Consider the following 12,097-nt stretch of genomic DNA (forward strand, 5'->3'; position numbering starts at 1 on the left):
ACGTGGGAAGAACGTCATGCGCAGGGCCGCGGGTTCCGGCTCGCCGGTACGCATCCGAAACCCACGGGCGCCGCGGGGGCGTCCCCGGGGACAATGAACCCCGTGCGCTATCGGATCCTCGGCACCACCCAGGTACTCCGCCCCGACGGTACGGCCGTCCCCGTGGGCGGGGCGCGGCTGCGTGCCCTGCTGGCCGTGCTGGCGCTGCGGGCCGGCCGCCCGGTGCCCGCCGGGCTGCTCGTCGACGAGGTCTGGTGCGACGACCCGCCCGCCGACGCGAACGGTGCGCTCCAGGCGCTGGTCGGCCGGCTGCGACGGGTCCTCGGCGCGGACGCGATCGTGTCCGACGGCGGCGGCTACCGCCTCGCCGCCGCCCCCGACGACGTCGACCTGCACCGTTTCGAGCGGCTCACCGGCGAGGGCCTGCGCGCCCTCGCCGACGGCGACCCGGCCAAGGCGGCGACCGCCCTCGACGACGCCCTCGCCCTCTGGTACGGCCCGGCCCTCGCCGACCTGCCCGACCGCACCGCCGAGGCGGCCCGTGCCGACGTCCGCCGCCTGGACGCGCTGCGCGCCCGGCACACCGCCGCCCTCGCCCTCGGGCAGGCCGAGCAGTCCCTGCCCGAGCTGACCGCCCTGTGCGACGCCCACCCGCTCGACGAACCGCTCCAGGCCCTGCGCCTGCGCGCGCTGGCCGCCACCGGCCGCACCGCCGAGGCGCTGGCCGCCTACGACGGCGTACGGCACCTGCTCGCCGACCGCCTCGGCACCGACCCGGGACCCGAACTGCGCGCCCTGCACGCCGAGTTGCTGGACCCGATACCGGCGCCGACGGCACCGGCGCCGCGCCCGGGCAACCTGCGGGCCCGGCTCACCTCCTTCGTCGGACGCGAGGCCGACATCGAGACCATCCGCCGCGACCTCCGCGTCGCCCGGCTGGTCACCCTGCTCGGGCCCGGCGGGGCCGGCAAGACCCGGCTGTCGCAGGAGGCCGCCGAGACCGTGCGGTCCGCCGCCCCGGACGGGGTCTGGCTCGCCGAGCTGGCCCCGGTCGACGATCCCGCCGCCGTACCCGAGGCGGTGCTCAGCGCGCTCGGCGCCCGCGAGACCGTGCTGTACGGCGCGGGCGCCGAGGGCATGCGGGCCGCCGCCGACCGGCACGACGACCCGGTCGAGCGGCTCGTCGAGCACTGCGCCCGGCGCCGGCTGCTGATCATCCTCGACAACTGCGAGCACGTCGTCGACGCGGCCGCCGACCTCGCGGCCCGCCTCCTGGAGCGCTGCCCGGACCTGACCGTGCTGGCCACCAGCCGCGAACCGCTCGGCGTGCCGGGGGAGTTGCTGCGCCCGGTGGAACCGCTGCCCGATCCGGTGGCGCTGCGGCTGTTCGCCGACCGGGGCGCCGCGGCCCGCCCGGGGTTCACGGTGGACGCCGACGCGGGGACCGCGGCGGCCTGCGCCGAGATCTGCCGCCGCCTGGACGGACTGCCCCTCGCCATCGAACTGGCCGCCGCCCGGCTCCGGATGCTCACCCCGCGCCAGATCGCCGACCGGCTGGACGACCGCTTCCGCCTGCTCACCTCCGGCAGTCGTACCGTGCTGCCCCGCCAGCAGACCCTGCGCGCGGTCGTGGACTGGTCCTGGGACCTGCTCGACGCCGGTGAACGGGACGTCCTCGGCCGGCTCTCGGTCTTCGCGGGCGGCTGCGACCTGACCGCCGCCGAGGCCGTCTGCGGACCCGCCGCCCTCGACGCGCTCGGCTCCCTCGTCGACAAGTCCCTGGTGGTGGCGGCCCCTTCGACGGTGGACGGCGGGATGCGCTACCGGCTCCTGGAGACCGTCGCCGAGTACGCGGGCGAACGCCTCGACGAGAGCGGCGAACGGGCCGCCGCCGAACGCGCCCACCTGACGTACTACCGCGAACTCGCCCGCACCACCGACCCGTTGTTGCGCGGCTCCGGCCAGCGCGGCGCGCTGGCCCGGTTCGGGCTGGAGTACGAGAACCTGCGCACCGCCCTGCGGCACGCCGTCGCCGCCCGCGACGAGCAGGAGGCGCTGTGCCTCGCGCACTCCCTGATCTGGTACTGGCAGATGCGCGACCAGCGGATCGAGACCCGCACCTGGTGCGGCGAGATCATGGCCCTCGGCCCGGATCCCTTCGCCGAACCGGTCACCCCCGCAGAACCGGTCTGGCAGCGTCTGACCGCCGCCCCGCCGCCGTACACCGGCGAGGTGCTCACCGAGGCCCGGCGCGGCGTCCACGTGGCGCACATGGCCTGCATGGACACCGAGCTGGACGTCTGGCAGACCCCGGCCGCGCAGGCCAAACTGCGCGCCGTCACCCAGGTCTACCGTCCCGGTCTGCCGCAGACCTCCCGCGCCCCCGGCATGTTCTGGTTCTACGCCGTGATGCTGACCGGCGGCATGGACCGGCTGCGCACCATCGTGGACGACGGTGTCGACGTCTGCCGCCGCACACCCGACTACGAGTGGGAGCTGGCCGCCGCCCTCCAGATGCGGGCCAACGTGCTGGCCAACCGCGCCGCCTGGGCCGGTGGCGCCACCCGCGACGCCGACGAGTCGCTGGAGATCTTCCGCCGTCTCGGGGACGACTGGGGCACCGCCGAGGCCCTCTCCGCGCGCGCCGAGTCACTGGAGCGCAAGGGGGAGTTCCAGGCGGCCGCCGCCGACTACCGGGCCGCCGTCGAGCACGCCACCCGGCTCGGCGCCCACGCCCAGGTCAACGTGCTCCAGGCCCGCCTCGGCACCGTGCTGCTGGAGGCCGGCGACGCCGAGGGCGGCGAGCGGCTGCTGCGCGAGGTCCTCGAGCGTGCCGACGGCCCGACCAACGAGGCGAGGCCCGCCGCGCGGCTCTTCCTGTCCGGCTGGCTCATGCTGGACGGCCGGCTCACCGAAGCCCGCGAGCAACTCCGGCTGCTGCGCGAGGAGTTCAAGATCGCGCACTTCGTCGTCTTCGACGCCCTGATCCTCACCCAGGAGGGCTGGGTGGACGCCCTGGAGGGCTTCCACGCCGAGTCCCTGAGCCGGCTCCGGCAGGCGTTCCGGCACATCGCGGATCCGCTGACCGAGGCCATCGCCCCGCATCTGCGGTCCGTCTGCCTGACCGCCGCCGCGCTCGCCCTGGCCGGGCTCGACGGCGGTGCCCGCGCCGCGGACGCGGCCCGCTGCCTGGGTGCCGCCGAAGCCCTGCTGCCGCCCGGACACGTGCCGACCGGCAGCGAACGCACGACGCGCGAGCGGACGGAGGCCAGGGTCCGGGCCGCGGTCGGCGACGAGCGGGTCTACGCGTCGGCGTACGCCGAGGGCGGTGGCCTCTCCCTCGCGGAGGCCACCGCCCTGGTCTGAGGCCCTCCGGCGGACCTCAGCTCTTCGTGCGGAACCTGTGGATCGCGTACGGCGCCGCCACCGCGGTGATCCCGGCCGACCAGGCCAGCGTCACCCACAGGTCGTGCGCCACCGGTCCGCCGACCATCAGGCCCCGCGCGGCGTCGGCGAGCGTGGACAGCGGGTTGTAGTCGGTGAAGGACTGCAACCAGCCCGGCATCGAGTTCGTCGGCGCGAAGATCGACGAACCGAACTGGAGCGGGAACAGCACCAGGAACCCCATGGCCTGCACGGACTGGGCGTTCTTCAGGATCACGCCCAGGGTGAGGAACACCCACATGATCGAGGAGGCGAACACCGCGGACAGCCCCACGGCGGCCAGCAGCCCGGCCCAGTGGTGGATGTGGAACCCGACGAGCACGGAGACGATCATCAGCACGGCGGTCGCGAACAGCATCCGCACCAGTTCCACCGAGATCTTCGCGAACAGCACCGAGCCGCGCCCGATCGGCAGCGACCGGAACCGGTCCATCACACCGGAGTTGAAGTCCTGGCTGAACCCGGTGCCGACGCCCTGCGAGAGCGTCATGCTCATCATCGCGATCATGCCCGGGATGACGTACTGGACGTAACCCTCCTGGCCGCCGCCGAGGGCCTGCCCGATCGAGCCGCCGAAGACGTACACGAACAGCAGCGTGAAGACGACCGGCATCAGCAGCGCGTCGAACATCGACTCCGGGTCCTGCCGGATCCACAGCAGGTTGCGGCGGACCAGCGCTCCGGTGTGGCGCAGATGGGCGCGCAGCGGGATCGGGGCGTCGTCGGTGGGGACGGTGGTGGCGCTCATACGGCGACCTCCTGACGGTCGTCGGTGGGCTCGGGGTCCTGCGGGGCACTCGCCCGGTGGCCGGTGAGGGACAGGAACACCTCGTCCAGGCTGGGCAGTTCGGTGGCGATGGAGCTGATGGTGATACCGCGCGCGGTGACGGCGCCGACCACCGCGGTCAGCTGCTCGTCGCTGAGGATCGGCACCAGCAGGGTGCCGTTCTCCGTGTCCACGGTCGTCGAGGCGAGCCCGGTGATGCCCAGCTCGTCGATCATCTCGGCGAGCGGCCGCACCTGCAGCGGGTCGACGGGCCGCACCCGCAGCGTCCGGCCGCCGACCTTCGCCTTCAGCTCCTCCACCCGGCCGTTCGCGATGACCTTCCCGCGGTCCACGACGGTCAGTTCGGAGGCGAGCTGCTCGGCCTCCTCCATGTACTGGGTGGTCAGCAGCACGGTCACGCCGTCGCCGACCATGGCCTTGACCTCGGCCCACACCTCGTTGCGGGTGCGCGGGTCGAGACCGGTGGTGGGCTCGTCCAGGAAGAGCACCTGGGGGTGGCCGATCATCGAGGCGGCGAGGTCGAGGCGGCGCCGCATACCGCCGGAGTAGGTGGCGGCGGGCCGGCGCGCGGCCTCGGTCAGCGAGAACCGCTCCAGCAGTTCGTCGGCCCGGGCCCGCGCGTCCTTGCGGGACAGGTCCAGCAGCCGTCCGATCAGGTACAGGTTCTCCCAGCCCGGCAGCTTCTCGTCCACCGAGGCGTACTGACCGGTCAGCCCGATCACCCGGCGCAGCCGGCGGGGCTGGCGCAGCACGTCGTACCCGGCGACGACCGCCTCCCCGGCGTCGGGCCGCAACAGCGTGGACAGGATGCGTACGAGGGTCGTCTTGCCGGCCCCGTTCGGCCCGAGCACACCCATCACGGTGCCCTCGCGGACGTCCAGATCAACTCCGTCGAGTGCCTTGGTGTCGCCGTAGTGCTTCACCAGCCCCCGGACGGACACGGCGGTGTCGTCGATTCGCGTCATGGGAAGAACCGTGCCAGGCGCCACCGACAAACCACCGACAGCCCACCGACACGACCCGACACCCCGCCGACACACCCCACAGGACAGCCCGCCGACGGGGGAAGATCGGCGGGCTGTCCTCGGTGTTTCCGCAGTGGCTCTCTAGTGGACGGAGTGCTCCTCCAGGGGGAACGTTCCGCCGACCACGTCCTCGGCGTAGGCGCGCGCCGCGTCGCCCATGACCGTGCGCAGGTCCGCGTACTTCTTCACGAACTTCGGCATCCGGCCCGGGGTCAGGCCCAGCATGTCCGTCCACACCAGGACCTGCGCGTCGGTCTCGGGACCCGCGCCGATGCCGACCGTCGGGATGTGCAGCACCCGGGTCACCTCGGCCGCCAGCTCCGCCGGGACCAGTTCGAGGACGACCGCGAAGGCGCCCGCGTCCTGCACCGACTTGGCGTCCCGCAGCAGCTGCTGGGCCGCCTCCTCGCCGCGGCCCTGCACCCGGTAGCCCATCGCGTTCACGGACTGCGGGGTCAGGCCGATGTGCGCCATCACCGGGATGCCGGACTCGACGAGCAGCCGGATCTGGTCGTGCGAGCGCTCGCCGCCCTCCAGCTTGACCGCGCCGACGCCCGCCTCCTTCACGAGCCGGGTCGCCGAGCGCAGCGCCTGCACCGGGCCCTCCTGGTAGGAGCCGAAGGGGAGGTCGCCGACGATCAGGGCGCGCTGCGTGCCGCGCACGACCGCCGCCGACAGCATCGTCATCTGGTCGAGCGTGACGGGCACCGTCGACTCGTACCCGAGGTGGCAGTTGCCCGCCGAGTCACCGACCAGGAGGACCGGGATCCCGGCCTCGTCGAAGACGGAGGCGGTCATCGCGTCGTACGCGGTGAGCATCGGCCACTTCTCGCCGCGTTCCTTGGCGAGGGCGATGTCGCGGACCGTGATGCGGCGGGTGCCCTTACCCCCGTACAGCGTCCTGCTGCCGTCGGAGGAGTTGTGCTGCACAGTCTGGGCAGCCGGAAGCTGCGTCATGACAACGGCTCCTTCAAGTCATCTCGAGGCACCCTGACGGTGTCCCCGGACCGCTTCCATGGTGGCACCTCGTGCCGTCCGCGGCCAGGGGACCCCCGTGTGATCCATCGAGCACCGTGATCCACCGGCGCCGCCGCGTGTCCGGGTCGTCTGTCCGGGCCGCGCGTTGGGTAAGGCCTGGGTAAAGGAATTAAGATACGAGACGGTGCCGTATTGAAATGGGCCTAGGCTCGACGGCATGACAACTCCTGCCGACCACGCTCCACCCGGCCCCCGGATACCCGAGGCCGTGCACCGCCGCCGCTGGGCCATCCTCGGCGTCCTGATGCTCAGCCTGCTGATCGTGGTGCTCGACAACTCGATCCTCAACGTCGCCGTCAAGACCATCTCCACCCCGGCCCCGACCGGCCTCGGCGCCACCCAGAGCCAGCTGGAGTGGGCGATCAACGCCTACACCCTGGTCTTCGCCGGACTCCTGTTCAGCGCCGGTCTCGTCGGCGACCGGCTCGGCCGCAAGAAGGTGCTGATCGCCGGCATCGTCGTGTTCGGCATCGGATCCGCGCTGGCCGCCGAGTCCGGCTCACCGGGCGAGCTGATCGCCTTCCGCGCGCTGATGGCCCTCGGTGCCGCCTTCGTGATGCCCGCCACCCTCGCCGTCCTGATGAACGTCTTCGAGCGCCAGGAACAGCCCAAGGCCATCGGCATCTGGGCCGGCGGCGTCGGCCTCGCCATCGCCATCGGCCCGATCACCGGCGGTCTGCTGCTCGACCACTTCTGGTGGGGCTCGGTCTTCCTCGTCAACGTGCCCATCGTGATCATCGCGCTCGTCCTGATGGTGTGGCTGGTGCCCGACTCCCGCGACCCGCGGCCCGGCAGGATCGACCCGGTCGGCGTGCTGCTGTCCGTCGTCGGCCTGGTCCTGCTCGTCTACGGCATCATCAAGGGCGGCGAGCTCGCCGACTTCACCGACGCCAAGGTGCTCGCCACCATCGCCGCCGGACTCGTGGTGCTCACCGCCTTCGTGCTCTTCGAGAAGCGCAGCGACCACCCGTCCCTGGACGTCACCTACTTCAAGAACAAGGTCTTCTCGGCCGCCATGGCCGCCATCGCGCTGGTGTTCTTCGCGCTGATGGGCGTCACCTTCTTCTCCGTCTTCTACACCCAGAGCGTGCGCGGCTACTCGCCGTTGCAGTCCGGTCTGCTGATGCTGCCGCTGGCCGCCGCACAGATGATCTTCGCGCCGCGGGCCCGGCTGGTCGTCGAGCGCCTGGGCAACAAGGTCACGACCGGCGGCGGTCTGGTGCTGCTCGCCGGCACCCTGGCCGCGTTCGCCACCTTCCAGGCCGACACCCCCATCTGGCTCCTCGAAGTCGTCTTCTTCCTGATGGGCCTCGGCATGGCGCACGTCATGACGCCGACCTCGGTCGTCATCATGCAGGCGCTGCCCCGCGAGAAGGCCGGTTCCGCCTCCGCGCTCAGCAACACCTTCCGCCAGGTCGGCGGCGCCCTCGGCATCGCCGTCCTCGGCTCGGTGCTCTCGACGTCGTACCGCAACGGCATCGAGGGCAAGCTCGACGCGCTCCCGCCCGGGCTGCGCGCGACCGCCGGCGAGTCCATCGAGGCCACCCTGGGCGTCGCCCAGAAGCTCGGGGCGCAGGGCAGGGCCCTGGTCACCCCGGCCAACGACGCCTTCCTGCACGCCATGCACCTCACCGCCCTGTGCGGCGCGGGTGTCGCACTCATCGGTGCCCTGGTCACGGCCCTGTACCTGCCGGGCAGGCCGCCGGCCGGTCAGCAGGGCGACCGGGAGCAGGAGTTGGTCGTCGCGGGGGAGTGAACGACCGGACACGACAGAGGGGGAACCACGGGTGAGGCTTCGGCTGCGGGAGAATTCCCGCAGCCAGTGAGAGGACGGTACGACGTGACACTTGCCGACAGCGGTCCCCGGTCCGCGGGCCCGGCCAGGGGACGCCCCCGCAGCGAAGCGGTGGAGAGCGCCATCCTGGAGGGCGTGATGAAGCTCCTGGAGGACGGCGTTCCGCTCGCCGAGCTGTCCATCGAGCGGATCGCGCGCACCGCGGGCGTCGGCAAGGCCACCATCTACCGCCGCTGGAACGGCAAGGAGGAGCTCTTCGTCGACGTGATGCGGGCCGCCGAGCCCCCCGACCCCGAACTCCCCGGCACCTCCATGCGCGACGACCTCGTGGTCCTCCTCGAATCGGTGCGCCGACGCGGCCTGCGCAACCGTTCGTCGGCGATCCTGCACAACGTGTACGCCCAGATGAAGAGCAGCCCCCGGCTCTGGGACGCCTATCACTCCAGTGTGGTGAAACCCCGCCGTGAACTCGGCAAGCGGGTGCTGCGCCGCGGCCAGCGCAACGGCGAACTCCGCGCCGACATCGACATCGACCTGGCCAACGACCTGTTCACCGGCCCCATGCTGCTCAGGGCCGTCTGGCGTCAGGACGCGGAACTCCCCGAGGGCCTCGCCGAACAGATCGTCGACCAGGTGCTGGCCGGCCTACGGCCCGTCAGTTCCCCGGAGTCGTAGCGGGAGTGTGCGCGTTCTGTCACAGTGCCCGGCGGCCCCGTGGGGACCGGAACCCCGCCCTGCGCCCCGTTCGTCCTCGTCTCCCGTACGGCCGTCATGCGGCCGTCATGTGTACGGCCGTCATGTGACGGCGGGAACGAGGCCGATCATCCCCTAGGGTCGTACGCGGGGGACGACGGTGTGCACGGCAGGTTGTGAGGCAGGCGGTATGGCGCAGCAGGCGTACATGACGGAAGCGGACCACGGCGGCTCGGGACCCGAGCGCGGCAGAGACCGGTTCCGGCGCCTGGTGAACCGCTTGCTGTCCGGCTGGCGCGACGACCCGCGGATCTGGCGCCGGGGTCTCGTCCTCGCCGCCGTCGCGCTGCTGCTGGCCGGAGTGATGCTGATGCACTCCCGCATCCCGAACGCCGTCGGCAACCTGGGCAGTCTCACCGAGACCTTCCTGCCCTGGCTGGGCCTGCTGATCCCGGTGCTGGTACTGCTCGGCCTGGTACGGAAGTCGGCGACCGCGCTGATCGCCGTGGTGCTCCCGGCGATCGTCTGGCTCAACCTGTTCGGCGGGCTGCTCACCGACAAGTCGGGCACCGGCGGCGACTTCACGGTGGCCACCCACAACGTCAACGCCGACAACCCCGACCCCACCGGTACGGCCGCTCGACTGGCCTCCTCGGGCGCCGGGGTGCTCGCCCTGGAGGAGCTGACCGCGTCGGCCGTACCGACGTACGAGAAGGCGCTCGCCCCGACGTACAAGTACCACGCGGTCGAGGGCACGGTCGGCCTGTGGAGCAAGTACCGGCTCACCGGGGTGAAGGCCGTCGACATCAAACTGGGCTGGGTACGGGCGATGCGCGCCACGGTCGCCACACCCGAGGGTCCGGTCGCCGTCTACGTCGCCCATCTCCCGTCCGTCCGCGTGAAGATGAACGCCGGGTTCACCGCCCGGCAGCGTGACAAGAGCGCGGACGCGCTGGGCGAGGCCATCGTCGACGAGAGCCTGCCGCGGGTGATCCTCCTCGGCGACCTCAACGGCACGATGAACGACCGTTCCCTCAACGGCGTCACCTCCCAGATGCGCTCCACCCAGGGCGCTGCGGGCAGCGGCTTCGGGTTCAGCTGGCCGGCCGCGTTCCCGATGGCCAGGATCGACCAGATCATGGTCAAGGGGGTGGAGCCGGTGAGCTCGTGGACCCTGCCGCGGACGGGCAGCGACCACCTGCCGATCGCCGCACGCGTGAACCTGACCACATCGGGTTCCTGAGCTCCCTCGGCGGAAATACCGGGCCCGGGCGACTTTGTTCCGTAACTGAACTTAGTGGTACTCAGTACATACGGAACCCTGCTCCCCCTGAAAGGCGACGTTCTTCATGCCCCTGGCCCTGCTCGCCCTGGCCGTCGGCGCCTTCGGTCTCGGCACCACCGAATTCGTGATGATGGGCCTGCTGCCCGACGTCGCCGGCGACCTGCACCTCTCCCTCCCCACCGCCGGCCACCTGGTCTCGGCGTACGCGCTGGGCGTCGTCATCGGCGCCCCGCTGCTGGCCGCGCTCACCGCGCGCCTGCCCCGCCGCACGGTCCTCGTCTCCCTGATGGCCCTGTTCGTCGCGGGCAACGCGCTCTCGGCCCTGGCCCCCGGCTACGACTCCCTGCTCGCGGCCCGCTTCCTCAGCGGCCTCCCGCACGGCGCGTTCTTCGGCGTGGGCGCGGTCGTCGCCACCAACCTGGTGGCGCCGGAACGCAAGGCCCGCTCGGTCTCCCTGATGTTCATGGGCCTGACCGTCGCCAACATCGCGGGCGTCCCCGTCGCCACCCTCATGGGCCAGCACCTCGGCTGGCGGGCGACCTTCCTGGGCGTGAGCCTGATCGGCGTGGCGGCGATGGCGGCGGTGTTCCTCCTGATCCGCCCCGCGCACACGCCCGCCCCCGCCACCGGCCTGCGCGGCGAACTCACCGCCCTGCGCTCCCTGCCCGTCTGGCTGGCCCTCGCCACGACGGTCGTCGGCTTCGGCGCCCTGTTCTCGGCGTACAGCTACATCACGCCGATGCTGACGGCGTCCGCCGGGTACACCCAGGGCAGTGTGACCCTCCTGCTCGCCCTGTTCGGCGTCGGCGCCACGATCGGCAACCTGATGGGCGGCCGCCTCGCCGACCACGCGATGCGCGGGACCCTCTTCGGCGGCCTGGCGTCGATGGTCGCGGTGCTGCTCCTCTTCCCGGTCCTGATGCGGGCGGAGTGGAGCGCGGCGGTCGCCGTCGTCCTGCTCGGCGTCGCGGCCTTCGCCACCGGCTCCCCGCTCCAGCTGATGGTGATGGAACGCGCGGCCGCGGGCCCCTCCCTCGCCTCCTCCGCCAACCAGGCCGCCTTCAACCTCGCCAATGCGGGCGGCGCCTGGATCGGCGGCATCGCGCTGGCGGCGGGCTTCGGCGTGACGTCCCCGGCGCTGGCGGGCGCTGCCCTCGCGGTCCTCGGCCTGGGCGTGGCGAGCGTGGCGTACGCGGTGGACCGGCGCAGGGCGGTGCCGGCGCCGGGCCGCGAACGCGTGATCGCCTCCCACGTCCCTGCCGACCTGGTGCGTTCCTCCTCCTGACGGCCGGTGTCCCGGCCGGGGCGGTGATCTCTTTCGGGTGAAGCGTTCCGAAGGGCGCACCGACGGTCCGACCTGCCCCCCAAGATTCTCCCGACACCGACCCCTGGGGAGTGCCATGTCCGCCGCAGCAGTCGTCGAGCAGCCCTCCGAAGACGAGTCGTTCTCGCTCGCGGCGATCGCCGACGAGATCACGGAGCGCCATCCGGGCTACCGCGTCGAGATCATCGGAGGCCACCTCCTGGTGTCTCCGCTCAGGGACGCCCGTCACGCGTGTGTCCTGACCGACGTCATGTGCCTCTTCATCGACGCAGGTCTGCACGGAGAGGAAACAGAGGTCCTCCAGAACGTCGGCCTCCGGCTGCCCACCGGAGCCGAGGACTACGCCATCCCCGACCTCGCGATCGTGGACGCCGACATCGACGACCACCTGGTCGAGAACAACGCGTACGACCCGGTCTGCTTCCGTCTCGTCCTGGAGGTCACCTCCGGCAACTGGAAGGACGACCTGAAGACCAAGGCCGTCGCCTACGCCCAGGCCAAGGTCCCGGTCTACGTCATCGTCGACCGCAAGCACCAGCGCGTCCACGTGCTCACCGAGCCCAGTGGGGAGAAGTACGAGCACCACAGGCCGTACTCGCCCGGCGAGACCGCCATGCTGCCCGACTCGATCGGCGCCAAGGTCGCCCTCGACGTCGACCAGATCCTCAAGGCCGCCCAGAGGAAGACCGACTGATCGGCTCGCGTC

Annotated in this window: 9 protein-coding genes; 6 read left to right on the top strand and 3 right to left on the bottom strand. The window is 72.0% G+C overall.

The annotated features are described in order from the left end of the window. Nucleotides 1-93: 93 nt before the first annotated feature. Complete coding sequence (locus tag ACZ3KP_RS30735) at nucleotides 94-3,366, top strand: BTAD domain-containing putative transcriptional regulator (protein ID WP_467503347.1); 3,273 nt, start codon at nucleotides 94-96, stop codon at nucleotides 3,364-3,366. A 16-nt stretch (nucleotides 3,367-3,382) separates the two neighbouring features. On the opposite strand, the gene ACZ3KP_RS30740 is transcribed toward ACZ3KP_RS30735, so the two are convergent. The 3 genes from ACZ3KP_RS30740 to panB all read right to left on the bottom strand — a co-directional run bounded on the left by ACZ3KP_RS30740 (nucleotide 3,383) and on the right by panB (nucleotide 6,213). Next, nucleotides 3,383-4,192, bottom strand: coding sequence for an ABC transporter permease (locus ACZ3KP_RS30740; protein WP_467503349.1), 810 nt, complete (start codon nucleotides 4,190-4,192; stop codon nucleotides 3,383-3,385). Continuing rightward, a complete protein-coding gene (locus tag ACZ3KP_RS30745) occupies nucleotides 4,189-5,196 on the bottom strand; it encodes an ATP-binding cassette domain-containing protein (protein WP_467503351.1) in 1,008 nt (335 codons plus the stop codon). Before ACZ3KP_RS30745 ends, ACZ3KP_RS30740 begins: the two co-directional genes overlap by 4 nt. A 141-nt stretch (nucleotides 5,197-5,337) precedes the next feature. Continuing rightward, the gene (gene panB, locus ACZ3KP_RS30750) at nucleotides 5,338-6,213 is read right to left on the bottom strand and encodes a 3-methyl-2-oxobutanoate hydroxymethyltransferase (RefSeq protein WP_467503353.1); all 876 of its coding nucleotides are present in this window, start codon (nucleotides 6,211-6,213) and stop codon (nucleotides 5,338-5,340) included. A gap of 238 nt (nucleotides 6,214-6,451) precedes the next feature. On the opposite strand from panB, the gene ACZ3KP_RS30755 reads away from it, so the two are divergent. From ACZ3KP_RS30755 to ACZ3KP_RS30775, 5 genes are all read left to right on the top strand, one after another. Next, a complete protein-coding gene (locus ACZ3KP_RS30755; RefSeq protein ID WP_467503355.1) occupies nucleotides 6,452-8,050 on the top strand; it encodes an MFS transporter in 1,599 nt (532 codons plus the stop codon). Between the two features lie 84 nt (nucleotides 8,051-8,134). Then, nucleotides 8,135-8,764, top strand: coding sequence for a TetR/AcrR family transcriptional regulator (locus tag ACZ3KP_RS30760; protein WP_467503357.1), 630 nt, complete (start codon nucleotides 8,135-8,137; stop codon nucleotides 8,762-8,764). A 208-nt stretch (nucleotides 8,765-8,972) separates the two neighbouring features. Beyond that, the gene (locus tag ACZ3KP_RS30765) at nucleotides 8,973-10,025 is read left to right on the top strand and encodes an endonuclease/exonuclease/phosphatase family protein (RefSeq protein ID WP_358970422.1); all 1,053 of its coding nucleotides are present in this window, start codon (nucleotides 8,973-8,975) and stop codon (nucleotides 10,023-10,025) included. Between the two features lie 106 nt (nucleotides 10,026-10,131). Continuing rightward, nucleotides 10,132-11,352 carry an MFS transporter gene (locus tag ACZ3KP_RS30770; RefSeq protein WP_467503359.1) on the top strand — a complete coding sequence of 407 codons (1,221 nt, stop codon included), beginning with the start codon at nucleotides 10,132-10,134 and terminating at the stop codon, nucleotides 11,350-11,352. Nucleotides 11,353-11,467: 115 nt separating this feature from the next. Continuing rightward, nucleotides 11,468-12,085, top strand: a complete 618-nt coding sequence (locus ACZ3KP_RS30775; RefSeq protein WP_467503361.1) for a Uma2 family endonuclease — start codon at nucleotides 11,468-11,470, stop codon at nucleotides 12,083-12,085. Nucleotides 12,086-12,097: the final 12 nt, after the last annotated feature.

The sequence above is a fragment of the Streptomyces sp. NPDC020958 genome (assembly GCF_055562175.1).

Bases quoted from the DNA above. Each gene is read 5' to 3' on its own strand.
- ACZ3KP_RS30735 (WP_467503347.1), top strand. From the start codon at position 94: ATGAACCCCGTGCGCTATCGGATCCTCGGCACCACCCAGGTACTCCGC.
- ACZ3KP_RS30740 (WP_467503349.1), bottom strand. From the start codon at position 4,192: ATGAGCGCCACCACCGTCCCCACCGACGACGCCCCGATCCCGCTGCGC.
- ACZ3KP_RS30745 (WP_467503351.1), bottom strand. From the start codon at position 5,196: ATGACGCGAATCGACGACACCGCCGTGTCCGTCCGGGGGCTGGTGAAG.
- panB (WP_467503353.1), bottom strand. From the start codon at position 6,213: ATGACGCAGCTTCCGGCTGCCCAGACTGTGCAGCACAACTCCTCCGAC.
- ACZ3KP_RS30755 (WP_467503355.1), top strand. From the start codon at position 6,452: ATGACAACTCCTGCCGACCACGCTCCACCCGGCCCCCGGATACCCGAG.
- ACZ3KP_RS30765 (WP_358970422.1), top strand. From the start codon at position 8,973: ATGGCGCAGCAGGCGTACATGACGGAAGCGGACCACGGCGGCTCGGGA.
- ACZ3KP_RS30770 (WP_467503359.1), top strand. From the start codon at position 10,132: ATGCCCCTGGCCCTGCTCGCCCTGGCCGTCGGCGCCTTCGGTCTCGGC.
- ACZ3KP_RS30775 (WP_467503361.1), top strand. From the start codon at position 11,468: ATGTCCGCCGCAGCAGTCGTCGAGCAGCCCTCCGAAGACGAGTCGTTC.